Source organism: Prevotella sp. RM4, assembly GCF_000701965.1.
Classification (GTDB): Bacteria; Bacteroidota; Bacteroidia; order Bacteroidales; family Bacteroidaceae; genus Prevotella; species Prevotella ruminicola.
This window is the reverse complement of record NZ_JNKG01000007.1, coordinates 1,124,557-1,149,867: the sequence shown is the minus strand read 5'-3', so window position 1 is coordinate 1,149,867 and position 25,311 is coordinate 1,124,557. Positions and strand designations below refer to the sequence as shown.

18 protein-coding genes and 2 tRNA genes are annotated in these 25,311 nt (G+C 46.4%); 8 read left to right on the top strand and 12 right to left on the bottom strand.

The annotated features are described in order from the left end of the window. Positions 1–49: 49 nt before the first annotated feature. From T499_RS0105920 to T499_RS0105870, 11 genes are all read right to left on the bottom strand, one after another. Positions 50–1,957: a sensor histidine kinase gene (locus T499_RS0105920; RefSeq protein WP_033150077.1), complete on the bottom strand. Its 1,908-nt coding sequence runs from the start codon at positions 1,955–1,957 to the stop codon at positions 50–52. Continuing rightward, the gene (locus T499_RS0105915; protein WP_033150076.1) at positions 1,950–3,431 is read right to left on the bottom strand and encodes a HAMP domain-containing protein; all 1,482 of its coding nucleotides are present in this window, start codon (positions 3,429–3,431) and stop codon (positions 1,950–1,952) included. The genes T499_RS0105920 and T499_RS0105915 overlap by 8 nt, the downstream gene beginning before the upstream one ends. Before the next feature lie 2 nt (positions 3,432–3,433). Beyond that, entirely contained in the window at positions 3,434–4,402 is a 969-nt protein-coding gene (locus T499_RS0105910) for a PDC sensor domain-containing protein (RefSeq protein WP_157054524.1), read from the bottom strand. 130 nt (positions 4,403–4,532) lie between these two features. Continuing rightward, positions 4,533–5,237, bottom strand: a complete 705-nt coding sequence (locus T499_RS0105905; RefSeq protein ID WP_052173451.1) for a sigma-70 family RNA polymerase sigma factor — start codon at positions 5,235–5,237, stop codon at positions 4,533–4,535. 86 nt (positions 5,238–5,323) lie between these two features. Beyond that, positions 5,324–5,400 (bottom strand) — tRNA-Arg (locus T499_RS0105900). 30 nt (positions 5,401–5,430) lie between these two features. Then, a tRNA-Arg gene (locus tag T499_RS0105895) sits at positions 5,431–5,504 on the bottom strand. Positions 5,505–5,588: 84 nt separating this feature from the next. Next, on the bottom strand, positions 5,589–6,473 hold the full coding sequence (locus T499_RS0105890) for an AraC family transcriptional regulator (RefSeq protein ID WP_033150074.1): 885 nt from the start codon (positions 6,471–6,473) through the stop codon (positions 5,589–5,591). A gap of 3 nt (positions 6,474–6,476) precedes the next feature. Then, the gene (gene dapA, locus T499_RS0105885) at positions 6,477–7,364 is read right to left on the bottom strand and encodes a 4-hydroxy-tetrahydrodipicolinate synthase (protein WP_013064109.1); all 888 of its coding nucleotides are present in this window, start codon (positions 7,362–7,364) and stop codon (positions 6,477–6,479) included. Positions 7,365–7,381: 17 nt separating this feature from the next. Beyond that, positions 7,382–8,335, bottom strand: coding sequence for an SPFH domain-containing protein (locus T499_RS0105880; protein ID WP_013064961.1), 954 nt, complete (start codon positions 8,333–8,335; stop codon positions 7,382–7,384). Between the two features lie 42 nt (positions 8,336–8,377). Then, the gene (locus T499_RS0105875) at positions 8,378–8,827 is read right to left on the bottom strand and encodes an NfeD family protein (RefSeq protein ID WP_033150073.1); all 450 of its coding nucleotides are present in this window, start codon (positions 8,825–8,827) and stop codon (positions 8,378–8,380) included. A 6-nt stretch (positions 8,828–8,833) separates the two neighbouring features. Further along, the gene (locus tag T499_RS0105870) at positions 8,834–11,191 is read right to left on the bottom strand and encodes a C10 family peptidase (RefSeq protein ID WP_033150072.1); all 2,358 of its coding nucleotides are present in this window, start codon (positions 11,189–11,191) and stop codon (positions 8,834–8,836) included. 114 nt (positions 11,192–11,305) lie between these two features. On the opposite strand from T499_RS0105870, the gene T499_RS0105865 reads away from it, so the two are divergent. The 6 genes from T499_RS0105865 (at position 11,306) to T499_RS0105845 (ending at position 19,148) form a co-directional block, all read left to right on the top strand. Further along, on the top strand, positions 11,306–13,666 hold the full coding sequence (locus tag T499_RS0105865; protein WP_033150071.1) for a TonB-dependent receptor: 2,361 nt from the start codon (positions 11,306–11,308) through the stop codon (positions 13,664–13,666). Positions 13,667–13,787: 121 nt separating this feature from the next. Next, positions 13,788–16,358, top strand: a complete 2,571-nt coding sequence (locus tag T499_RS0105860) for a DUF4842 domain-containing protein (protein ID WP_033150070.1) — start codon at positions 13,788–13,790, stop codon at positions 16,356–16,358. A 150-nt stretch (positions 16,359–16,508) separates the two neighbouring features. After that, positions 16,509–16,919 (top strand): methylmalonyl-CoA epimerase, encoded by a 411-nt coding sequence (gene mce, locus T499_RS0105855; protein ID WP_013064811.1) that lies wholly within the window; start codon positions 16,509–16,511, stop codon positions 16,917–16,919. Positions 16,920–16,961: 42 nt separating this feature from the next. Next, on the top strand, positions 16,962–18,527 hold the full coding sequence (locus T499_RS0105850; protein WP_028908505.1) for an acyl-CoA carboxylase subunit beta: 1,566 nt from the start codon (positions 16,962–16,964) through the stop codon (positions 18,525–18,527). Positions 18,528–18,564: 37 nt separating this feature from the next. After that, a complete protein-coding gene (locus tag T499_RS14830; RefSeq protein ID WP_170857798.1) occupies positions 18,565–18,717 on the top strand; it encodes a hypothetical protein in 153 nt (50 codons plus the stop codon). 2 nt (positions 18,718–18,719) lie between these two features. Then, on the top strand, positions 18,720–19,148 hold the full coding sequence (locus tag T499_RS0105845) for a biotin/lipoyl-containing protein (protein WP_028908504.1): 429 nt from the start codon (positions 18,720–18,722) through the stop codon (positions 19,146–19,148). A 79-nt stretch (positions 19,149–19,227) separates the two neighbouring features. Here the strand turns inward: T499_RS0105845 and T499_RS0105840 are convergent, their stop codons facing one another. Further along, entirely contained in the window at positions 19,228–20,277 is a 1,050-nt protein-coding gene (locus T499_RS0105840) for an ATP-grasp domain-containing protein (protein WP_033150069.1), read from the bottom strand. A 126-nt stretch (positions 20,278–20,403) separates the two neighbouring features. Here T499_RS0105840 and T499_RS0105835 point away from each other — a divergent pair, with 126 nt between their 5' ends. Beyond that, complete coding sequence (locus tag T499_RS0105835) at positions 20,404–21,597, top strand: ATP-binding protein (RefSeq protein ID WP_013063784.1); 1,194 nt, start codon at positions 20,404–20,406, stop codon at positions 21,595–21,597. Between the two features lie 68 nt (positions 21,598–21,665). Beyond that, a complete protein-coding gene (nifJ, locus tag T499_RS0105830) occupies positions 21,666–25,241 on the top strand; it encodes a pyruvate:ferredoxin (flavodoxin) oxidoreductase (RefSeq protein WP_013065372.1) in 3,576 nt (1,191 codons plus the stop codon). Positions 25,242–25,311: the final 70 nt, after the last annotated feature.

The window sequence follows — 25,311 nt, the reverse complement described above, 5'->3', positions numbered from 1 at the left end:
GAATCAAGCATAAAGAAAGCTCCCAATTTTGAAGTTGGGAGCTTTTTTTTTATTTAGGTAATTCGAGCGTTACACGACAACCTTGATGATAATCGGCATCGAAAACCAGATTTCCACCCAAGCTCTTAGCATGGCGTTTGGCCAATGGGAGACCTAAGCCGAGACCTTCGGACAAATCGCCTTCGCGGGTAAATGGCTCGAACAGAAGTTCTTTCTTGTCGTCGGGCAATCCAGGACCTACATCCTCTACCGTATAGCTAACGGTATTATCGGTATCGGTAATACTCAACTTGATATGCTGACCATCTGAATATTTCGCAGCATTATAAAGCAACTCACGCAGCGTACGCATCAGGTAAATATGATTAGTAACGATGCAAAGCGTATCGGATACGGTTGAAGAGAGCTCGATATTGGCATCGGGGAAGTGGGCGTGCGTATAAAGGATACACTCGTGGGCCAACGCATTAACCGACTCCTCGTCCTGTTTCTTACACTTCAAGGCCTCGTTGGCATCGCTCTCCGAAGCATCGAACAGCATCAGCACCATACTGTTAAGATTTATGGCGTTGCTCTTCATCATACTTGAGATATTGGCCAGTTCCTCCTCGCCTATCATATCCTTATTGTTGCTGCTCTCGCGTAGCATGCTGGCAAAACCAGTAATCACATTTAATGGCGAACGCATGTGTTGGGCCACCTGCTGCATGAACTGGTTCTTTTTCTTCACGTTCTCCTGAGCCTGCAGGACATCCTGCTGCAGCGCTTCGTTACGCAGTCGCGCCTCGTCAACACTCTGACGCAAACGGCCCATCTTGTTGTTCAAAGCCATCTGCATCTGAGCAAAACTATTCTGTAGTCGCGCTATCACACCTTTACCCAAGTTGACAGGAATCTGCTCGTCATATCGCCCATCAGAGATATCCTTCGTCATATCAAGCAAATCGTTCAATGGACTGACGGTTTGTTTTACGATACGATTACTTAACCACATAATGGCCAGCAATCCTATCACAATCAAGGCTATGATAACGTATCCCATTCTGTGGTAACTACGCATCAGCTGGTTATCGGGACAAACCAAAGCCATACTCCAGTTGGTACCTTCGACAGGCTCGTAACACACATGATAGAGCTGGTTACCTATATGCACATGCATAGAGCCGCGCTTTCCAGCCGTCATCTCATAACTTAATGATATCAAATCCTGATTCGCATTGGGGTCGACATCCGTATAAAGCGTTTTACGGAACAAACGGGTGGTGTCGGGATGAATCAGATAACGTCCATCACCACCTATCAGCATATAATACGAATGATCGTAAGTATTCTCATCTTCGTTAATGAGCTTAGCCAATCTGCTGAATGAGAAGTCGACGGTAACAACACCTATCATACGACCATTATTCTGGCGCAGGGGTTTGCAATAGGTAGCGATTGCCTGGCGATAGTCGATCGTACTTTCGGTATGTTCAATAAACGGATCAACCCAGCATGATTTACCTGTTTCTACCGGTTTGGTATAGCTAAGTTTTTCCAGATAGTCGTATTCCGGTTCGCAGTAAGTAGCCAAAGTGTCACCCGTTCTTTTGGTGTAAACCGAGAATTTTTCGCCATACTGCGGAAACATGTTCGGCAAAGCATATACGGAACAACTCATCACATTGCCATTCAGGCGCACAATACGGTTAGACACAGTCTGAATAGCTTGAGGCTCAAAGTTTTCCTCGAGCATCCATACATTAGCATCAGCTGCCGTTTCAATGGTTTGCATATAGTTCTGAACGCGCTGCAAGGTGGTGTTCAGTAAACTCTGCGAACTCTCCATAGCCTCATGATGTATGAGATAACGCGACTGCAGGAAAAGGATGCCTAACGCCACTACAAAGATTGGGATAGCCAGCAGCATGATGCCCAGACTAAGCTCTCTCGACAAACTACGACGTACCTTAATCATGGTTGGCCTCCTTTCCTGTTTCGGCATCAGTAAAATGAGCCATATGATTCAACAGTTCGACCAGCATATCGCTTTTACGCTCGATATTATCTACCTGCTTATCTATTTCGTCTTTACTAATATCATGATAGTTGTTACACAACGTTGTGACGCTACGGTCGATACTCTCGGCTGGTACAGCCATCTGGTTTGTGATATAGTGCAGGAACGAAGTTTTCATCCTATCGTTCTCTTCTATCCTACCATAAGCAGCACGTAACTCATCGCTATGTTCATGCAACTGCATCGTTTCGTTCTCCAAATCAGCTGTCTGCTCCTTCAATCTGTCCTGCATCTTACGTAAACGGTTCTGCAAATGTCCTACCTCATCTTCGCGATTGGTGGCAGGTACCGATTCATCGTAGTTTCCAGCGGCTATACGCTGGGTTAATTGAGTAAGCAGACTGAGAGGCTTGAGTTCGTGACGAACAAGCCAGCCACAAAGCAGGAAGAATAACAACAAGCCTACAATGGTGATAGCAACCACCAGATAAAGCAGTTTGTTGTGCACACTATGTATATCGGCATCAGGATAAACCACACCTACACTCCAGTCTAACTGCCAATCAGAGCGCCCCTCCCACTCTACACGTTTAAATGGCTTATAGAACACGCTCCACGATTCGCCATTCATATAGAATTTCTTCATACCGCTGTGTCCCGACAGCATGGCTTCGATGGCATCATGATAAGTATGGTCGGCACCTTCCACCATTTTGGTCAATATACTTTCGGATTTCAGCATATCCATATCAGGATGCACTATCAGCGATCCACTCTTGGCCAACAGCAAACTATAGCCTCGCTCTGAGGGTTTTGCTGCCAATACAATCTTCGACAGCTGACTGATAGAAACATCGACAGCAATCACACCCACACGCTGGCCACTCTTATCGCTGAATGGCAGACAGAAATTAACCAGCGGCTCATTCTCGGTATCCTCACCTTTCAATGGGTCGGTCCAGCCCATCCATCCTTTGTTCATAGGATCCTTATACCAAGTCTGCTCGGTATAAGGACGATCGGTAAAAGTATCGGTAGTAACCAAATCGCTCTTGATATCGGTAGTAAAGGCACGGCGATGCACATAGGCCATAAACAGATCCTTACCAGGGAAATAGCCTGGTTTGAAAGCGATGGCACAACCTACAATATTAGGATTACTCTCAACCAGTTCGCGACAATACACATACATGCGTTCAGGCTCATCAACATGCTCCAGCAGATCGTAATACATATTACCTGTACTCTGCTCTACGCTCAACAGGATATTGTCGATATTCTGCACAGTACTCTCAAGTGTCAGCTCGGCATCGCGCATAGCCTCGTTCTTCAACACCTTATGGGAGAAGTAGAACAATACGCCCAGCGATACCGCTAACAACAGCAACGTTTGGCCTGCTATCAGTATATTAAGCTTATACTTTTTCTGCATAACTACATACGCTTACAAATAAAACCTACAGCCACAATGCCTATAATGCACAAAAATAAGAGTGTCCATCGCATACATCTGAAGGGTTTCGATACATCAGATATAGGAGCTACAACAGCCACCGACCAGTCAATACCATCAATCGGGCCGTAGTAAACCAACGAAGGCTCACCATCCACTTCCATCTCAATCATACCAGATTGCAGCTGCTCAAGATTCTTCAACATCTCAGGATCTTTAAACACCGTTTTCTTACCCTCGGGATGCACAATGCAAGAGCCATCATGATCAACAACCATCGAGAAAAAAGTGAAATCGCGCATCAAAAGGAATTTGTTTACCTGCTGGTCGTTACGACAAGCATCGTCGATACGCTGCAAGGCCTTAGTAAGCCACTCGAAAGTGATATCGGCTCCGCACACACAAGCCAGTTTACCATCGGCTGTATAAACGGGCTTTACGAAAGTACAATAATGACCACTAATATAGGTTCCATCATAGTAATAATAAGGCTCCGACCAGAAACTGGTCTTGATATCCTTGGCATGCTTGTACCAGCCCGACTGGGTGTAGTCATGACGGGCCGAACCTACCATACTAATTTCGAAATCCGAGCTATCAGAATGGTGTATATAGGGCTCGAACCATTGACCCTTACTGGGGAAGAAATTTGGTTCGAATGCAGCAAAATAACCACGCACATCGGGATTCAGGTTCGACTCCTCTTCGAGGGCTTGTACTACCGACTCGGGGCTATCCATGTGTTTCTCAACCTCATTAAACACATTGATTGCACTCATCTCCATACCCCTGATGGTTTTATTAAGCTGTGCAGCTATTACACTTTGCAAGCCTGCATAACGTACATTAGTCTCTGCGCGCATAGCCGCGCTAAATGCCCAATACGTTACACCTACAACCACCAGTATAACTACTGATGCTGCAATCAATACATACCATTTCTTATTCATATCTTTCTTCACAGAATACAGTTCCACGGTCTTATATTCAATTAGTTAGAACGTAATATTTCTGCAAAGATAGATAATTTTCCGATGTATTCAAAGAAATATTAATAAATTAACATATATTAATTGACGCCTATAGCGATTTAAGCTTGTTGCGATAGGCCTTACGCAGTTTACGAACAGCTTTTTCGCGTATCTGGCGTACACGCTCGCGCTTGACATCCATATCCTCGGCTATCTCGGCCATCGTTTCGTGCTCCTGATTAATTCCGTAGAAAGCATTTATCACACGGCGTTCGCGCGCATCAAGTGTGCCTAAAGCAAATTCTATGGCATCCTCGATAGCTTCAGAGTGTACTCGCTCATCAGCCAAGGGCGCATCCTTATTAACCAATACCGACAGCAGACTCATGTTGGTACGATGCCCCAGAGGTGCATCAACAGATACGGCTTGTGCCTGCTGGCGAGCCACCTCTTGCTTTACGTCCTTTGGCACCTGATAAAGTCCCCCCTGCCGGTCGATAGCCTTCTCGATAGACTGACGGATGTAAACAACAGCAAAGTTAACAAAACGCACACCTTTGCTAGCATCAAACTTGGCAGCAGCTTTCATCAATCCGAGATTGCCCTCGCTCACCAGGTCTTCCATATCTACACCTTTACCTTTGTACTGGCGAGCAACAGATACCACAAACTTAAGATTAGCCTCGATCAACTTCGACAGCGCACGTTCGTCGCCTTTAGCAATACGTTCGGCCAATTCGCGCTCCTCTTCATTGGTTAGCAACTGCTCACGTCCAATCTCATCCAAATATCTGTTTAATGCTGAATCTTCCATATCAATCTCTTTTTGTTTGCAAAGATACGAAAGTATTTCGATATACACAAAAAAAGGAGAGAAAACCTTTCGATTTTCTCTCCTCTTGGTGATTCCGGCGGGATTCAAACCCACAACCTTCTGATCCGTAGTCAGATGCTCTATTCAGTTGAGCTACGGAACCATTGTTCCTTTATTTTTGCAACCGTTTTTGTGATTCCGGCGGGATTCAAACCCACAACCTTCTGATCCGTAGTCAGATGCTCTATTCAGTTGAGCTACGGAACCATTTCCGATTTGCGGGTGCAAAGGTACTGACTTTTTTTGGAACCACCAAACTTTTGGAGGACTTTTTTCGAAAAAAGTGCAGTTTTACACGATAATTCGCGTTTTATGGTAGTTTTCGCGGAACTCAGAGGGGCTACAACCCTTACGTTTCTTGAAAATACGATTAAAGTTGCTCAAGTTATTGAACCCACAAGCATAGCTGATTTCGGATACCGAATTGGTACTATCCACCAACATACGGCTGGCATAACCCAATCGCTGGTCGATAATATACTCACTTAGATTACGACCGGTATGCAACTTAAAGAAACGACTGAAAGCCGAAGGACTCATACCTGCCAGGTCGGCAAGTGTAGTCAATCGGATTTCCTTGGTGTAGTTCTGCTCGATATAGTTCTTTACCTTCGTAACGCGTCGGCTATCGCTTGTTACCTCGATCTTAGCAAAGCTACTTGAAGCCAATGTATGGGCACCATCACACTTCGACAGCTCGTACAGGATGGTAAGGAACTGCTGGAAAGCATAAAAACCATCCTTTACGCTACATAGCGTATTGAGTTGCTGATACACACGCATGATAGCGTCCATCGGGAAACTAAGTCCCTTGCGTGCCTCCTGCATCATCTGCTGGATAGAGATGAAGGGATTTCGCGAAAAGATACTATTATCGGAAAAGTCGAACTCGAAGTGAATCGTTACCTCGTGGATATCATCGCTGTTGCAATCTCCTTGCTCCCATACATGCTCCAGATCAGGACTAGTTATCAGCACCAAGTCGTAATCGCCAATCACCTCGCTAGAGTCGCCCACAATGCGACGAACGCCTGGGGCATGCTCTACGAAGTTAAGTTCGAAAACCTTATGGTTATGAATGGGATAGGTGAACTCTTTTTTATGTCGTTCGGCAATATAGAGCACATCCTTTCCCGTCAACTGGGTAATCTCATGGATAACCTTGCTTTCTACCATATCTTAAATTTTCAGTTCTTTGAGAATCTCAGACATACGCTGCATGTTATTGATTCGCATGGGCACCAATGGCAAACGGAGCACATTCTGGATAAAGCCCATCTCCGAAAGCATGGCCTTTACACCTGCAGGGTTGCCATCAACAAACAGCAGAGAGAAGAGATCGGTAAAACGATGATGGATAGTGCGTGCAGGATCGTACTCGCCTCGCATCTGCAAACGGATCATACGCGAGAACTCCTTTGGCAACGCATTACCAATAACAGAGATGACACCTACGGCGCCACAGCTAACCATAGGGAATGTGAGCGAATCGTCGCCAGAGATTACATCAAAATCGGCAGGTTTGTTCTTGATAATCTCATCTACCTGCTCCAGATTACCACTGGCCTCCTTGATAGCCACGATATTCTGACAGTCGCGAGCCAGGCGAACAGTAGTTGCAGCCTGAAGGTTTACGCCTGTACGACCAGGCACATTATAAAGCACAACAGGCAGTTGTGTAGCTGCAGCAATGGCCTTAAAGTGCTGGTACAAACCTTCCTGCGAAGGCTTGTTGTAATAAGGACAAACGCTAAGTATGCCGTCGATGCCCTTGAAGTCGGCTGTTTGTAACTCTTCTACGACAGCAGCGGTGTTGTTTCCGCCACACCCTATTAATATAGGTACGCGCGCCTGCACGTAGTCTACTACTAAATCCTTAATTTTCTGTTTCTCCTCACGTGTCAATGTAGGTGTTTCACCTGTTGTAGCGAGGATGCAAAAGAAGTCAGCACCGTTGTTAAGCTGATAGTCAACCAGACGTATCAGCGCATCGTAGTCAACCGAACCGTCTTCCTTGAATGGGGTAATGAGCGCAATGCCCAGACCTTTAAAAATGTTATGTACCATGTATAATTGTGTTGCTATTATTCTGCTTTAAATAAATCCTTGATGCCGCCAATAGAGCCGAGGAGGTTAGTGGCCTCATACGGCAAGTAAACGGTCTTTGTCTTATCACCCTCTGCCAGTTCCTGCATCATCTGAATATACTTCTGAGCCAGCAGGTAGTTGGCAGGGTTGGTGCTCTTACCTACAGCCTGAGTAATCAGTTCGATAGCCTTAGCTTCGGCCTCGGCTTTACGGATACGAGCCTGTGCCTCACCCTCGGCCTGCAAGATAGCCTGCTGCTTAGCAGCTTCGGCCTTGTTAACGATAGCGGTCTTTTCACCTTCAGAAGCCAGAATCTCAGCAGCCTTCTGTCCCTCCGATGTCAGAATCTGCGCACGCTTATTACGCTCAGCCTGCATCTGCTTCTCCATCGCAGTAAGTACAGAATCTGGAGGTGTGATATCCTGCAGCTCTACGCGGTTAACCTTAACGCCCCACTTATCGGTAGCGTCGTCGAGTACGGCAGAGAGCTTTTTATTGATGGTGTCGCGAGATGTCAGCGTCTCGTCGAGTTCCAGTTCACCGATGATGTTACGAAGCGTAGTCTGAGTAAGCTTCTCGATAGCATTGGGCAGGTTGTTAATCTCGTATGTAGCCTTAAACGGATCAACAATCTGGAAATACAGCAGCGCATTAATCTCTGTCTGTACGTTATCTTTTGTAATCACATTCTGCTTTGGGAAATCGTACACCTGTTCACGCAGATCGATGGTGGTAGAGTACATATAGCGTCCGTGATGCAGAACAACTATCGACTTGGCACGATCGATGAACGGAATGATGATGTTGATACCTGGCTGGAGCGTAGCATAGTAACGACCCAGACGTTCGATGATCTTGGTTTCTGACTGAGGAATAATCACAAGTGCCATTTTGGCAAAGATAACCACGCATACCACAATGGCTATCAAGATGTAAGACATTATATCCATGTTTTAATACTTTAATTTTTCAATTCTTTAATTTTTAAATTTTTACATTCTCTCCACCGTAATGATGGTTGACGCACGATCTACCACTACCACGTTGGCACCCTCTGGGATGTCGGTATCGCTCTTGGTTACGGCTTTCCAGATGTCGCCATCTATCTGCACACGTCCAAAACCGCCAGCTTGGATAGGCTCTACCACCCTGCCCTGTCGGCCCAGCAACGCATCGGCATTACTAATGCGTTTGTCTTCGCCTTTATGCAGATAGCGCTTGGCAAAGGGGCGCACATAAAACAAGCTAACGAGTGTTACAACCGCAAACACCACAATCTGATAATAAGTGCCCGCACCAATAGCTGCCACGATAGCAGCAGGTACAGCGCCGATAGCGAAGCAGATAATGAAGAAATCGCCCGCTGTGAGTTCGAGTATCAGACAGATGAGTGCTACTGCAGCCCATAACTGCCAGAGATGTTGCATGATATAATCAATCATAATCGTTTATTTGTTTACCACTTTCTTTTTATTAATAATGTATACACCCTTTGGCAGACTCTTCAGTTCTGAAGCCTTACCCAGGCGAACACCACGCATGTCGTATACATCGGCATCAGGTGAATCAAGCTGGATATCCTTGATGGCAGTATCCTCTAACAACAGATAAATTGCACTATACGCGTATTGGATATACTGATTACCATCCTGCTCAAAAAGTTCGAAATTAAGAGGTAATATATCATCGCCATTAAATCCATAGACCAGCGGCAGATAATAATTTCCGACGGTAAGATTCTGGAAACTGAATGGAATATCAATAGTCTTGCCAAAAGCGATATTTACCGGGTTTTTCAAAATAGTGATGTTCTCAATATCAGTCGGTGACGTACCGCCATACAACAAGATATTAATATTGTCATTATAAGTTTCAGAACCGTAATTTGAAATGTGTGCGACACCCTTCAAAGTAGTTCCAGTAGATGCCTCATTCCAACCCGAAGATGTAAATTTAGCACCTTCAATCTCCAGATCCAAGACTAATGCCACGCCCGTAACACTGGCCTCGAAACGATAGAGCGAATCTGTGAGTTCGCTATAATTTCCACTCAGGTAGAACACAAAATCACCTGCACGCTGAGGGGTGTATTCCAGTATAACATCGCCTGTTTCACCTGCCTCAAGGTTGGTACCACCACCTGTCAGGAGCTGGAACTTATCAGTACCCTGCTCTAAGCTGGCATTACCATACAGGAACAATGGGGCATTGTTTGTCTTGTTCTTATCTGTTACGTTTACGGTAATTGTTATTGGCTTACCCACCTCACAATTCTCGCTTACGGTTACCGAATTGATAGTAAAACTTGAAACAGAAGGATCTTCAAATGATCCGTAAGCCTTGGTTGTCATCTGATTACCATTGATGGTTAGCTCAATATAACGACAAGTAGCGTTCAAAGCCTGTTGCCACAAACTCTTTCCCGTTTCACGGCTCATGGCTCGCAGCTGATAAGTACCATCATCAAGTCCCTTACCAAATGCCAACGAAGAGGTAATATATGAAGTGCCTTTAAAATAATCAAAATTGTAATTTACTGATGTCGAATCAATCATTGCCACCAGTTTATCATTCTGGTATAATGCATAGCCCAGATCATAGTGGCGTACTTCTTTAGGTTGGACAACATTATATATATACATCATCAACTGTATGCCAGGGAAGTTTTCCGAAGCAGAGTTACGAGTATAGGTACCTTTATCGCTTTTTATGGTACAGCTATTTACAAACAAACGCATAGACTTTCCTGCAACCGACGCACCTTTCTCAACACCTACAAGTGCCGACTGACTGAAAGAATAGCCACTTGAACCAGCATTACCACCCGTATATTGCATTTCAGGATTCAAAACAGAAATCAGGAAGTAATCATCGCTTGAACCTCCCCAACCCCAGTTTACATGGAAATAGCCCACACCATCTTTTGCCTGATAACCATCAAGGATAAAGGCATGCCCAACTATTCCTTGACCAGAAGAGGCTGAATTTCCACTATAGAGAACTGGACGATTAGCTGCTAACTCATTATAAATAACTTCGTCCCAACCCTTGGCGGTATAGCATGTACGCTCGATATAATTCGTTGTTTCGGCATAGCCGTATTGGATACGAAGCGCTTCACAGGCATCATAATCATAGGCACTTGAGCTTTCTGAGCCATATTGCATGTACACTTTCTCGCCTACATCTGCCATCAGTTTGGCTACAGCATCAACAGCCTCACCAGTATCGTCTGACGAATAGGTGGTCTTCATGGCATCCCAATTAAATGTTTCAGGCCATCTGTGATAATACATAATCTGAGCCGTCGCAGTAGCCACACAACCAGTAGGACAGTTCACGCCCGACTCAACAGGGCAATTCTTATTATAGGGAGTATTCTGATTCCATTGGGTCTTAATCAGAGAAGAAATATCTGCATGCGTAGGTACGGTAGCACGTGTTTTAACGCTACTGTTTACTGCATGATTATAAGCCTCGAGCATAGCCTGCATAGCAGGAGGAGCTGTCTGGGCATCATAGCTATTCTTCAAGCCATATGCCAGTACCGACGGCAGTTCGTCATCTGCACTAATAACCACAAAACCGCCATCACAATTAAACACATATATACCAGCGCTGTCTCCATCAGCTACGCCTGTTACAGCACGGGTTAACTCTCCACTAGCAGCACGGGTAACTTGCGGCATTTTACTACGCAAGAAATCACTTGCGATTCTACGGGCCGATTGCTCGTCAACAGGTGCTGCCATCGTCAGCAAGAAACTGAATAGCACCAGGTAGGTTGAGAGTAGATATTTCTTCATAATTGTAACAATTTGATGGTTTTATAGTGCAAAAATAGACATTTTTGTCGAAATAGCAAAGAAAAAACAAATTATTAGCAAATAAAAGCGCGATTTTTCCGTTATTATGTTATAATGATACGCAAATTAAACAAATTCATCATCATATTGGTACTATTGATGAGTACCCTGACTGCAGCCGCCGATGACTTCACCCTGAAGGGAAAAGTGATCGACGAAGATGGGCATGCATTGGAACTTGTAACCATATCGTGCGCCGCCCAAGGAAAGCTAACCATGACTAATCTGAAAGGCGAGTTCAGCATCGGTCTGAGCACAGCCGACTCGGTTGTGGTAAAATTCACGATGGTGGGCTATGGTGTAAGAAAGCGCGTGTTTAAACGTCCCAAAGGCAAGATGACTGTACAGATTGTGATGCATCCTGCAGCCACGCTGAGTGAGGTAACGGTAACGCAACGCCGCCGACAGACATCACAGACAGAACAACTGGACACCAAACACCTGAAACAAACACCTTCAACCACGGGAAATGCGGTCGAGGAGATGATACAGCAGCAGGCGGGTGTATCGAGCCATAACGAGCTGTCGTCACAATATAATGTACGCGGCGGATCGTTCGACGAGAACTCGGTTTACATTAACCAGATTGAGGTTTACCGACCTTTATTAATAAGTAGCGGACAACAGGAAGGCCTCTCGGTTATCAACCCGAATATGGTTGAGAAAATCGGTTTTTCAACGGGTGGATACGAAGCGAAATACGGCGACAAAATGTCGTCGGTATTAGACATCACATACCGACACATAAAAGGCTTTGAGGCCAACGCCACAGCCTCGTTGTTAGGAGCGAGTGGATTTATCGGTTACGGTAACAGCCGCTTCTCGATGAGTCACGGCATCAGATACAAGACCAACCGTTACCTGCTGAACACATTAGAAACTACAGGAGAATACAAACCAAACTTTCTTGATTATCAGACATATATAAGCTATACACCAAACAAAAGGTGGAACATAGATTTTATAGGTAATATAGCTGATAATCATTACAACTTTACGCCCAAAGACAGAGAAACAAGCTTTGGTACTTTAGCCGATGCCAAACAGTTTAAAGTATATTTCGACGGACAGGAAAAGGACCGTTTCAACACCCTTTTCGGCGCACTCGGAATTACACGTAGAATTAGTGATTCAACCAGTATAAAGTTTATTACATCAGCATTTCACACCAAGGAACGCGAAACGTACGACATCGCAGGACAGTATTGGCTCAACGACACGCAGACTCAGGAGAGTTTAGGCGTGGGTACCTATATGGAGCACGCCCGCAATTATCTTTCAGCCGATGTGATTAATTTCAAGCTGATAGTCCGCCATCAAACACGTCGTCACGACATCGAGGCAGGCATCAGCTACAAGACAGAACACATCAAGGAACAATCACGCGAATACGAGATGCGCGACTCGAGTGGCTACTCTATCCCCCACTCTGCCGATAAGCTGAACCTGATATACACACTGAATGCCAAGAACGATATCCGCAGCAACAGGATTGAAGCTTACATACAAGATGTTTACCGCTGGGCAAAAGGCGACAATTACTTTACGCTGAATTACGGCGTAAGAATCGCCAACTGGAGTTATAACAAGGAAACAACCGTATCGCCCAGAGCTTCGTTAGCCATCGTGCCGGCATTCGATAGCGATCTCACCTTCAGATTCGCAACAGGCTTGTATTATCAGGCGCCATTCTACAAAGAGATGCGCGACACCACAACGGTTAACGGCATCACAACAGCTGCGCTGAATAACCATATCAAGAGTCAGCAATCTATCCACTTCATAGCTGCAGCCGACTACCGATTCAGAATGCTGAACCGTCCGTTCAAGTTTACAGCCGAAGCCTATTACAAAGCGCTTAGCAACCTGATCCCGTATAATGTACAGAACATGAAGATAACCTATTACGGCGAGAATCTTACCAAGGGTTACGCCACAGGTATCGATCTGAAACTGTACGGCGAATTTGTACCAGGTACCGACTCATGGCTTACCCTCTCGCTGATGAGCACCCGCCAGAAGTTCAGCAACCAATGGATACCATTACCCACCGACCAGCGTTGGGCTATGAACCTGCATTTTACCGATTATTTCCCAGGTACCGAGCGATGGAAAATGACGCTACGATTGGCATTTGCCGACGGTCTGCCCTTTGGCGCACCACACAGAGGACTGGAACAGCAGCAATTCCGCGCCCCCGCCTACAAACGTGCCGATATCGGTATGAGCTATTGCGCTTTGAAAAACACCAAAGGCATCAAGGGCATCTGGTTAGGAATCGACTGCCTGAACCTGTTTGGTATTTCAAACGTCAACAGCTACTATTGGGTAACTGATGTAACCAACACCCAGTGGGCTGTACCTAATTTCCTGACGAATCGCCAAATTAACGGGAAAATTACTATAAATTTATAATATTTGTTAATTTTCGAGGGTTTTTCGAAGCTTCGCGGGTACAATTATAAATAAAAACGTTATCTTTGCAGAAATTACAGTTTGTTTGAAGTATAATAACGTAACTAAAAGAATTTTTGCGATGAGAAAGATATCGATTTATGCACTACTAAGCATTTTATCGTTAGGCAGTTGTACCAAGGAGTTTGTTTATAACGATGCTAACGACATTAAGGAAAATGCCGAACAGATATTTGGTTTGATTGATCCTAACCAGGATTGGCGCACCACAACATCTGGTACGGTTACCGTAACTGCTGACGCCGACCTAGCTAACATTTCCAAGGTGCAGATCTTGACAGGATCTCCGTTCTTTAACAAGAATGCAAAGATTCTGGCTGAGACAGAAGCTACAGCCGGACAGACCGTGACTTTAAGCTACGATGCCCCAAGAACTAGCACCCGAGTGATTGCTGCCTGTACAGACAACAACGGAAAGTACTATATTCAGGGCTTTAATATTGGCGACAAGACTGTTAGCTTCAGGAATTCTACTGCTGCCACCCGCGCTGCAGCTTTTACAAGAGCTGGAGCCGAACTTTCAAACGTATCGCTTGATTTCAAGAACTCATTCCTTTCATACAATGCTGAACGCACCTTAAGCGGCAACAGCAATTGGAAAGACAAGAATTGGGAAAACGACCGTTTGTGGCAGCCTACCGGATCGGGAAGTTCCAACGGCTGGACCATATCTAATTCTACCATTTACAGAAACGCTACAGCTTTATCCGAAGCTGAAGAAGCTACTCTTACGGACATATTCGATGCTGCACTCGGCAGATATGACTCCATAAACAATCCTAAAAACAATTTGCAGCTCATCAAAGAGAGCAGTCGTGTTCGTTTATACGGCAACCACCTGATAAGCACCGGCGATGCAGCTATCACACTAAGCCCCGTTCAGGCAGCTTCGACCGAGGCCTATTGGTGCGACATCTATTACTATTATTACAGAACAGAAGACATTCCTTCTGGAACAACAGAGGCCGACTATATCAAGACATTACCAAAGTTCAAGGCCATCGACGTGAATGACGTGAGAGAGGGAATCAAAGCTGTCACCAAAAAAGGCAAAGATAAATCAGACACAAAATTCCTCCGACAGTACGAATATCTGCTGCCTTTCTATGGAAATGCTTCAGAGTTCACCCCAAAGCCATCTTCACTAAGTACGTATGGCTATACTACTGATGGAAAATTCTATCGTATCTACAATTATTCTCAAAATTCAGACAAGAAAATCCCTTATGCATATCATTACATCACATACGATGCGAGTCACGACAAGAGTTTGAAGGATGAATACGATAAAAATTCTTCGGATATCAAATATCAGTTATTTCAGATTTACACCAACACAGATGGAACTGTTTTGCTTTATAATGTAGGAAGCCAAAAGTTCCTGTGGTGGGATAATGGAAATTACATTGAGTTTAAGGATATTGAAGAAAAGAGTTTAAAGAACTACTCTTTCAATCTTACCGATGGAGACAGAAACACGATTGCTTATGGGAACATAACCAATCAAGATCAAAAAGTGTATATCTACAGCAATAACAAGAACAACTGTATTAAAGTTCTTCTTGAAACCGGTCGTAGATTAATGTTTAATGGTGCCAAAAACAAGAATGAAGCTCGAGAATGGACATTTGTGGCATATGCAGATTCCAGTTCAGCATCAATCTCTGATATCGAATTACCTCTTAGCCTTTTCCCAGCAGGAAGCATAGCTCCACCAAGCACAACGCCTTCTACTATTATCCCTGCAGGCTACCGTATTGGATTCATGGTCAGAAAAGATGGTGGTGCAGAAGCAGGCAAAAACAATGGTAAAGGCAACAGTAACCAACAAGGCTGTGTGTATGGTTATGGCACATTGAATACAGAAATAAACAACTACGGCAATTTTAACAGATCTGTCACCAACTTCGGCATGTCCCTTGATTCCCCCCGTATGGCAACGTTTACCGCCAACAATAAAGTATATCTCACTTTCGAGGAAGGTACCGACGCACAGTTTAGTGATATTATTGTTGAGATGGGTTCTTCAGGTGAGACTGGCGTTGACATGTTCGACGAAGAACAAGAGGTTAGCGAGTATGCTTACACCATGTGCTTTGAGGACCGCCCCAATACAGCCGACTACGATATGAACGACGTAGTATTGCGCTGTATCCGCAAATCGGCAACCGAGTTACAACTATCGCTCATAGCTACAGGTGCTAACGACCCCGTACTTATCAGCGGTATTGAAGGCAAATATGTTAGCGGAACAGAGCTGAATAACCAGGAAGTACACAGTCTGTTTGGCGTAGAAACCTCTACATTTGTAAACACTCAGATAGCTGACAATGTTAGAACTGCCGTATCATGCATATACGAGGTAGATGCAAACACAACTATCAAGCAGTTCTTGAGCAACATTTACATCACAAACACCGTTACCGGCAGAACAATCGGTTTACCACCAACCGGCGAACCTCCTTTCGCCATTATTATGCCAGGCGATTTTGACTATCCTCAGGAAAGAATTAGTATAGCTACCGCCTACCGTCTCTTTAGCGAATGGGCTATCAACACCAACAACTTCGGCAACTGGCCTGAGTACTACGACAAGGACAAGATTTACACCAACCCCTACAACAGAGAATAAGTTGAGTAAATATACACAATATGCAAGAGATTGTAGCCGGAAACGGGCTGCAATCTCTTTTTTTTAATAAAAAAAGCAAAATAAGGTTGGATTATCCAATAAGTTTTGTACCTTTGCAATTCGAAAATATTAATTCTAATTTTTAAGGTTATGAAGATTTCGCACATTGAGCATCTGGGTATTGCCGTCCAGAGCATTGAAGAAAGCCTGCCGTATTTTACCGACGTGCTGGGTCTGGAGTGTTATGCAACAGAAGTAGTTGAGGACCAGAAAGTGAAGACAGCCTTTCTGCGTTGCGGCGAGGTAAAGCTTGAGTTGCTGGAGCCCACATCACCTGAGAGCACCATCCAGAAGTGGCTCGACAAAGGTAACAAGGGCGTACATCATGTAGCCTTCTGTGTTGAGGACGGTGTAGCCAAAGGTCTGGCCGAGGTTTCGGAGAAGGGCGTTCGCCTGATCGACGAGAAACCACGCAAGGGCGCCGAGGGATTGAACATCGCTTTCCTGCACCCCAAATCAACCTGCGGTATCCTGACAGAGCTCTGTGAGCACCCGGAATAAAATTGAAAATTGAAGATTTAAAATATTGAATTACAAAAAGAAATGAGCAAACAATTAGAAAAAATCAAGCAACTCATCGAGAAGCGCGAACAGGCCCGTCTCGGTGGTGGTGAGAAAGCTATTCAGAAACAGCACGACCGTGGTAAGTATACCGCTCGTGAGCGTATTGACATGCTGCTCGACGAGGGTTCGTTCGAAGAGTACGATATGTTTAAGGAGCATCGCTGCCATAACTTCGGTATGGAGAAGAAGCAGTTCCTTGGTGATGGTGTAGTAGCCGGTTCAGGTACTATCGATGGTCGTCTGGTATTCGTCTTCGCACAGGACTTTACTGTACACGCAGGTTCTCTGTCGGAGACTATGAGTCAGAAGATTTGTAAGATTATGGATATGGCCATGAAGATGGGCGCTCCTGTTATCGGTATCAACGATTCGGGTGGTGCACGTATTCAGGAGGGTATCAACTCTCTGGCTGGTTTCGCCGAGATTTTCGAGCGTAACATCCTGGCTTCAGGTGTTATTCCTCAGATTTCAGGTATCTTCGGTCCTTGCGCCGGTGGTTCTGTTTACAGCCCCGCTCTTACCGACTTTACTCTGATGATGGAGGGTACATCATACATGTTCCTCACAGGTCCAAAGGTTGTAAAGACCGTTACCGGCGAGGATATCGACCAGGAGCACCTGGGTGGTGCATCGGTTCACGCTACCAAGTCGGGTGTTACCCATTTCACAGCTAAGACCGAGGAAGAGGGCCTGCAGATGATTAAGACTCTGCTGAGCTACATCCCATCTAACAACATGGAGACCGCTCCTTCGAAGCCTTGCACCGATCCTATCAACCGTATGGAGGACACTCTGAACGAGATTATCCCTGAGAACCCCAACGAGGCATACGATATGTACAAGGTTATCGCTGCTATCACCGATAACGGCGAATTCTTCGAGGTACAGCCTAAGTTCGCTAAGAATATCATCGTAGGTTTCGCTCGCTTCAACGGTCAGAGCGTAGGTATCGTAGCTAACCAGCCTGCTTGCTACGCTGGTGTACTCGACGTTAACGCCAGCCGTAAGGGTGCCCGTTTCGTTCGTTTCTGCGACGCCTTCAATATTCCTATCGTATCACTCGTTGACGTTCCAGGATTCCTGCCTGGTACAGGTCAGGAGTACAACGCTGTTATCCTGCACGGTGCTCAGTTGCTCTACGCTTACGGCGAGGCTACTGTGCCCAAGATTACCGTTACCCTGCGTAAGTCGTACGGTGGTTCACACATCGTTATGGGCTCTAAGCAGCTGCATACCGACCTTAACTACGCATGGCCATCAGCCGAGATCGCCGTTATGGGAGCATCAGGTGCTGCTGCCGTACTGTACGCTAAGGAGGCTAAGGCTAAGAAAGAGGCTGGCGAGGACGTTAAGGCATTCATCGCCGAGAAGGAGGACGAGTACAACGAGCTGTTCGCTAATCCTTATCAGGCAGCCAAGTATGGCTACATCGATGATGTTATCGAGCCACGCAACACTCGTTTCCGCATCTGCCGCGGTCTGGCCCAGCTCGCTACCAAGCGCGACTCACTGCCCGCTAAGAAGCACGGTAACATACCAATGTAATTGGTAATTAACAATTGATAATTGACAATTGATTAACATGAATAATAACGAAGTATATGCTGCAATTGCCCTGGCCCTGCACGAGCATATGGGAAACAACGTTCACGACGTTGAAACAGGCATTATAACAATTAACGCACGCCCAACCCAGTGGAACGGCTATGCGCAAACATTCACTCAACATCCCTAAAAATGAAAGAATACAAGTATACCATTAATGGAAACAAGTACGAGGTTGTGGTAGGCGATATTACTGATAACATCGCTACCCTGACCGTTAACGGCGAACAGTATACCGTTGAAATGGAGAAGCAGGCTGAACCTGAGAAGAAGAAGCCAGTAGTTAAGGCTGCTGCAACAGCTGCTGCCGACGACGCTCCTGCAGCCAACAAGGGCGCTGTAAACAAGGCCAATGCCGTAAAGGCTCCTCTGCCAGGTGTTATTACCGACATTCTGGTTGCCGAGGGCGACGAGGTAAAGGCTGGCGATACAGTAGTAGTTCTCGAGGCTATGAAGATGGCCAACAACCTGGCTGCCGAGAAGGATGGTAAGGTTACTGCTATTTGCGTAAAAGTTGGTGAGAGTGTAATGGAGGACGATGCTCTGATAGTTATCGAGTAAGATTACACCTTATTAATAATAAAGAGAAATCCCTGCCAATGTAGTTTGGCAGGGATTACTTTTTTCTTCTGTATCGATGTTATCGTTTTACCACGTGCATCTTATATTTATCGGTATATTCTATGCGCATCACGCGTGTAAAGCCATCGGCAAAGGGCCGTATGGCCAGCGCCACATGGCCCATGGTGCGACGCAGATTTATCTCAACACATGGGTGCAACAGGAACCCATCCTTATCGGCTGTAGATACCAGCATCATATCCACGCCGAACGGTCCGCGATACTTATCCTTGAGTTTCTCGCCCATATACTGGCATATCTTTTCTCTAACATCTGCCAGCAAACCCGCTGGTATATAGTTACTTATCAACTCCTGCTTATCTTCTTCGGTAGCAATCAGGTTGCCCGTATAGGCGCCGTTCTTAGTATGAAACAGCGATAATCCCAGATACGTAACCTGGCCGTTACCATCGCTCATAAACTCCATACCAAAATCTTTCACCTTATTATAATAAGGCTCAACCACCACGCATCCCTGACTCTTGACAATGTTCTTAATCCAGCGTTCCTGATACTCGTCGAAAGCCACAGTTAAGAAACGCACCCCTCGCCCACTACTGCTCCAGGGGGCCTTTACCACCACCTTACCGTGACGTTTCAACTCATCACGAATCTCAAAGATGGTATCAGCACAACATGAATCGCCAATAGTCCCAGGCAGCTGCAACTGGCGCAGCAAATCTATCGCATGCTTACGATGCGACAAGTCGCGAATCACCTCAATCTGCTGCTCGGTAGGTACGGCATCCACGCCCTTACGCTTCAGGAAAGCACGCAAGGCCAGATCCCAGCCCCAAGGCTCCACATCTGTAATATCCTCGTTAGCCAACTGCGATGCATTAATAAACTTTTTGGGTGTTCCACCCACTTTTGCCCTTAATCGGCCATAAGCCCTCACGGCTGTTTCCACATCATCCACCAGAATCAGATCGTCGTCGCCAGCCCAAAGTGCGGGCAGGTATCCCAAGTCATGTCGCAACTGTCGTCCGGCATGTGGCGCAGTAAAATTTGAGAGGTTTGCTGCCAAAGCAAGGTCGTGTTCTGGATTAAATACGTATAATTTTGCCATTTTCATCAATTTTGGCGCAAAATTACTATTTTTTTTTGAGATTTTGCTAATTAGACTTTGCATTTTAATATAAAATGTGTATCTTTGCACCACTTTTAAAAGTACAAAGAAACAAATCAAGCAGGAATGGAAGCTTTTTTCAGGACGCACAGATATCTCGTAGAGCATGCAAATGCACCGGTTCGTCGCATTCTTATGGATGAGATAAACTGGAACGACCGCATGATTGGAATTAAAGGCACACGAGGTGTCGGCAAAACCACTTTTCTACTTCAGTACGCTAAGGAGAATTTTGATTTACTCGACAAGCAATGTCTGTATATCAACATGAACAACTTCTACTTTCAGGGTCAGGGCATTGCCAGCTTTGCTGGTAAGTTCTACAAGCAGGGCGGTCGCGTACTTCTGATCGACCAGGTGTTTAAGCAGCCCGACTGGAGTAGCGAGCTCCGTAAGTGCTACGACCTGTACCCCAACCTGAAGATTGTGTTCACCGGTTCGAGCGTGATGCGCCTGAAGGACGAGAACCCCGAACTTAACGGTATCGTAAAGAGCTACAACCTGCGCGGTTTCTCGTTCCGCGAGTTCATCAATCTGATGACGGGCAACAACTTCAAGCCCTACACACTCGAGGAGATTCTGCAGGATCACGAGCATATCATCAAGCAGATTCTGCCCAAGGCTTCGCCCAACAAGTATTTCCAGGATTACATCCACCACGGCTTCTACCCCTTCTTCCAGGAGCATCGCAACTACAGCGAGAACCTGCTGAAGACCATGAACATGATGACCGAGGTAGATATTCTGCTGGTTAAGCAGATTGAGCTGAAGTACCTTACAAAGATTAAGAAACTTTTCTACCAGATTGCCGAAGAGGGTGCCTCGAAGGCTCCCAACGTAAGTAAGCTGGCACAGGATATCGAAACCAGCCGCGCCACGGTGATGAACTACATCAAGTATCTTACCGATGCCCGACTGCTGAACCTGATTTACCCCGTTGGTCAGGAGTTCCCCAAGAAACCTACCAAGATTATGCTGCACAACTCAAACCTGATGTACGCCATCTATCCTATCCAGGTAGATAAGCAGGAGGCTATGGAGACCTTCTTTGTTAACTCGCTGTGGAAGGATCACAAGGTTAACAGCTGCAGCACACGCGATGCCAACTACGTGGTAGATGAGAAGCTTAAGTTCCGCGTGATAGATGCCAAGGCCACCGGCAAGCAGCGCACGTCGCCCGACATCATCTATGCGCGTTACAATACCGAGATTGGAAAGGACAACCAGATACCCCTGTGGCTACTGGGATTCCTATATTAATAATGTACGTGTCTATTAAGTAAAAGTTACACATATAGTTATTCATTTTTTTATAGTTATCAAAGACAATGGCTAAAGAAAAGAAGTTTATCACCTGTGATGGTAACGAGGCTGCAGCTCATGTGAGCTATATGTTCTCGGAGGTAGCTGCTATCTACCCCATCACCCCGTCTTCGCCAATGGCGGAGCATGTTGACGAGTGGGCTGCACGTGGTCGTAAGAACCTGTGGGGCCAGAACGTCTCAGTTCAGGAAATGCAGTCAGAGGCTGGTGCTGCCGGTGCCGTTCACGGTTCGCTGCAGGCTGGTGCTCTCACCACTACATTCACCGCATCTCAGGGCTTGCTCCTGATGATCCCTAACATGTACAAGATTGCTGGTGAGTTGATTCCTTGCGTATTCGACGTATCTGCCCGTACGCTGGCTTCACACTCTCTGTGTATCTTTGGCGACCACCAGGACGTAATGGCTTGCCGTCAGACCGGTTTTGCTATGTTCTGCTCAGGTTCAGTTCAGGAGGTTATGGACCTTACCGCTGTTCCTCACCTGGCTACCCTCGAGACTATGGTTCCATTCGTAAACTTCTTCGATGGTTTCCGTACCTCTCACGAGTATCACAAGATTGAGATGATGGACATGGAGGATATCCGTCCTCTGGTTAAGGAAGAGTACATCAAGCGTTTCCGCGATCGTGCTATGAGCCCTGAGCGCCCTGTAACACGCGGTACCGCCGAGAACCCCGAGACCTTCTTCACACACCGCGAGGCTAGCAATCCTTACTACGATGCAGTACCCGAGGTAGTAGAGAAGTACCTGGGCGAGATCTCTAAGATCACCGGCCGTGAGTACCACCTGTTCTCATACTACGGAGCCGAGGATGCCGATCGTATCATCATCCTGATGGGTTCGGCTACCGATGCAGCTCGCGAGGCTATCGACTACCTGAACGCAAACGGTCAGAAGGTTGGTATGATCTCAGTTCACCTGTATCGTCCATTCTCAGTTAAGCACCTGTTGGCTGCTGTTCCTAAGACAGTTAAGAAGATTGCCGTTCTGGATCGTACTAAGGAGCCAGGCGCTAACGGCGAGCCTCTGTACCTCGATGTTAAGGATGCCTTCTACGATGTTCAGGATCGTCCAGTTATCGTTGGCGGTCGCTACGGTCTTGGTAGCCGCGACACCACACCTGCTCAGATCATCAGCGTGTTCAACAACCTCGCTATGCCCGAGCCAAAGAACCACTTCACAGTTGGTATCGTAGACGATGTTACCTTCACCTCTCTGCCTGAGGTTGAGGAGATCGCCCTCGGTGGTGCTGGCATGTTCCAGGCTAAGTTCTACGGTCTGGGTGCCGATGGTACCGTAGGTGCTAACAAGAACTCAGTTAAGATTATTGGTGACAACACCGACAAGTACTGCCAGGCTTACTTCTCTTACGACTCTAAGAAGTCGGGAGGTTTCACCTGCTCTCACCTGCGTTTCGGTGATACACCTATCCGCTCTACCTATCTGGTAACTACACCTAACTTCGTAGCTTGCCACGTTCAGGCTTACCTGCACATGTACGATGTTACACGTGGTTTGCAGAAGAACGGTCAGTTCCTGCTGAACACTATCTTCGACGCCGACGAGCTCGAGAAGTTCATGCCTAACAAGGTAAAGCGTTACTTCGCACAGAACAACATTACTGTTTATACCATCAACGCTACTAAGATTGCTCAGGAGATTGGTCTGGGTAACCGTACCAACACTATCCTGCAGAGTGCCTTCTTCCGTATTACAGGCGTAATCCCCGTAGAGCTGGCTGTTGAGAAGATGAAGGCTGCTGCCTTGAAGTCTTACGGAGCTAAGGGTCAGGATGTTGTAGATAAGAACTATGCCGCTATCGATCGTGGTGGTGAGTATGTTCAGCTCACAGTTAAGCCTGAGTGGGCAAACCTGGCTGACGACGCTGAGAAGCAGGACGATGCACCCGCATTCGTTAAGGAGCTGGTTCGTCCTATCAACGCTCAGGCCGGTGACCTGCTGAAGGTTTCTGACTTCGTTAAGCACAACACCGTCGACGGTTCTTGGGAAGTTGGTACAGCCGCTTACGAGAAGCGTGGTGTTGAGGCCTTCGTTCCTGTTTGGAACAAGGACAACTGTATCCAGTGTAACCAGTGTGCTTACATCTGTCCTCACGCTGCTATCCGTCCATTCGTTCTCGACGACGAGGAGCTGAAGGGCTTCGCAGCTGCTGCTGATACTCTCGAGATGAAGGCTCCTGCCGCTATGAAGGGCATGCACTTCCGCATCGAGACTTCAGTACTCGACTGTCTGGGTTGCGGTAACTGTGCTGATATCTGCCCAGGCAATCCTAAGACAGGTAAGGCTCTTACCATGGCTCCATTCAATCCTGATGCTGCCGATATGGTTCAGGAGGCTAAGAACTGGGAGTACCTGGTTAAGAACGTTAAGAGCAAGCAGAACCTGGTTGACATCAAGAGCAATGTTAAGAACTCACAGTTCGCTCAGCCTCTGTTCGAGTTCTCTGGCGCTTGCTCTGGTTGCGGTGAGACTCCATACGTTAAGCTGATTTCTCAGCTGTTCGGTGATCGTCAGATGATTGCCAACGCTACTGGATGTTCTTCAATCTACTCTGCTTCTATTCCTTCTACACCTTACACCAAGAACGAGAAGGGTCAGGGTCCTGTATTCAACAACTCTCTGTTCGAGGACTTCTGCGAGTTCGGTCTGGGTATGGCTCTTGGTAACAAGAAGATGAAGGAGCGCGTAGCTAAGCTGCTGCAGGAGATGATCGACGGCAACGCCAGCGACGAGTACAAGGCACTTGCTCAGGAGTGGATTGCTAATCAGGACGACGCTGAGAAGACCAAGGAGATTGCTCCAAAGCTTCGTGCTTGCATCGCCGAGAGCGCTGCTAAGGGCTGCCCAGTTTGCAAGGAGCTCCAGACTCTGGATCACTACCTGGTTAAGCGTTCACAGTGGATCATCGGTGGTGACGGTGCCTCTTACGACATCGGTTACGGCGGTCTCGACCACGTGATTGCTTCTGGCGAGGATGTTAACATCCTGGTACTCGATACCGAGGTTTACTCTAACACCGGTGGTCAGGCTTCTAAGGCTACTCCTCTTGGTGCTATCGCACAGTTCGCTGCACAGGGTAAGCGCATCCGCAAGAAGGATCTGGGTATGATTGCTACCACTTATGGTTATGTATATGTAGCTCAGATTGCTATGGGCGCCGACCACGCACAGACCCTCAAGGCTATCCGCGAGGCTGAGGCTTGGCACGGACCTTCAATCATCATCGCCTACGCTCCATGTATCAACCACGGTCTGAAGGCCAAGGGCGGTATGGGTAAGAGCCAGGCCGAGGAGAAGAAGGCTGTTGAGTGCGGTTACTGGCACCTGTGGCGTTTCAACCCAGCTCTGGCTGAGGAAGGCAAGAACCCATTCTCTCTCGACTCTAAGGAGCCTAACTGGGAGAATTTCCACGACTTCCTGCTTGGCGAGGTTCGCTACCTGAGTGTTAAGAAGGCTTATCCTAACGAGGCAGAGGAGCTCTTCGCTGAGGCTCAGCGCATGGCTCAGCTCCGTTACAAGTCTTACATCCGTAAGAGCCAGGAGAATTGGGAGGACTAATTTTTCCTGAATAGTATATTAAGAGAGGTGGGGCTCAAAGAGTTCCACCTCTTTTCACAAAAACACTAAA

What these genes read in the sequence shown, in the direction of transcription:
- T499_RS0105920 (WP_033150077.1), bottom strand. Translation starts at nt 1,957, where the DNA reads ATGATTAAGGTACGTCGTAGTTTGTCGAGAGAGCTTAGTCTGGGCATC.
- T499_RS0105915 (WP_033150076.1), bottom strand. Translation starts at nt 3,431, where the DNA reads ATGCAGAAAAAGTATAAGCTTAATATACTGATAGCAGGCCAAACGTTG.
- T499_RS0105910 (WP_157054524.1), bottom strand. Translation starts at nt 4,402, where the DNA reads ATGAATAAGAAATGGTATGTATTGATTGCAGCATCAGTAGTTATACTG.
- T499_RS0105905 (WP_052173451.1), bottom strand. Translation starts at nt 5,237, where the DNA reads ATGGAAGATTCAGCATTAAACAGATATTTGGATGAGATTGGACGTGAG.
- T499_RS0105890 (WP_033150074.1), bottom strand. Translation starts at nt 6,473, where the DNA reads ATGGTAGAAAGCAAGGTTATCCATGAGATTACCCAGTTGACGGGAAAG.
- dapA (WP_013064109.1), bottom strand. Translation starts at nt 7,364, where the DNA reads ATGGTACATAACATTTTTAAAGGTCTGGGCATTGCGCTCATTACCCCA.
- T499_RS0105880 (WP_013064961.1), bottom strand. Translation starts at nt 8,335, where the DNA reads ATGGATATAATGTCTTACATCTTGATAGCCATTGTGGTATGCGTGGTT.
- T499_RS0105875 (WP_033150073.1), bottom strand. Translation starts at nt 8,827, where the DNA reads ATGATTGATTATATCATGCAACATCTCTGGCAGTTATGGGCTGCAGTA.
- T499_RS0105870 (WP_033150072.1), bottom strand. Translation starts at nt 11,191, where the DNA reads ATGAAGAAATATCTACTCTCAACCTACCTGGTGCTATTCAGTTTCTTG.
- T499_RS0105865 (WP_033150071.1), top strand. Translation starts at nt 11,306, where the DNA reads ATGATACGCAAATTAAACAAATTCATCATCATATTGGTACTATTGATG.
- T499_RS0105860 (WP_033150070.1), top strand. Translation starts at nt 13,788, where the DNA reads ATGAGAAAGATATCGATTTATGCACTACTAAGCATTTTATCGTTAGGC.
- mce (WP_013064811.1), top strand. Translation starts at nt 16,509, where the DNA reads ATGAAGATTTCGCACATTGAGCATCTGGGTATTGCCGTCCAGAGCATT.
- T499_RS0105850 (WP_028908505.1), top strand. Translation starts at nt 16,962, where the DNA reads ATGAGCAAACAATTAGAAAAAATCAAGCAACTCATCGAGAAGCGCGAA.
- T499_RS14830 (WP_170857798.1), top strand. Translation starts at nt 18,565, where the DNA reads ATGAATAATAACGAAGTATATGCTGCAATTGCCCTGGCCCTGCACGAG.
- T499_RS0105845 (WP_028908504.1), top strand. Translation starts at nt 18,720, where the DNA reads ATGAAAGAATACAAGTATACCATTAATGGAAACAAGTACGAGGTTGTG.
- T499_RS0105840 (WP_033150069.1), bottom strand. Translation starts at nt 20,277, where the DNA reads ATGGCAAAATTATACGTATTTAATCCAGAACACGACCTTGCTTTGGCA.
- T499_RS0105835 (WP_013063784.1), top strand. Translation starts at nt 20,404, where the DNA reads ATGGAAGCTTTTTTCAGGACGCACAGATATCTCGTAGAGCATGCAAAT.
- nifJ (WP_013065372.1), top strand. Translation starts at nt 21,666, where the DNA reads ATGGCTAAAGAAAAGAAGTTTATCACCTGTGATGGTAACGAGGCTGCA.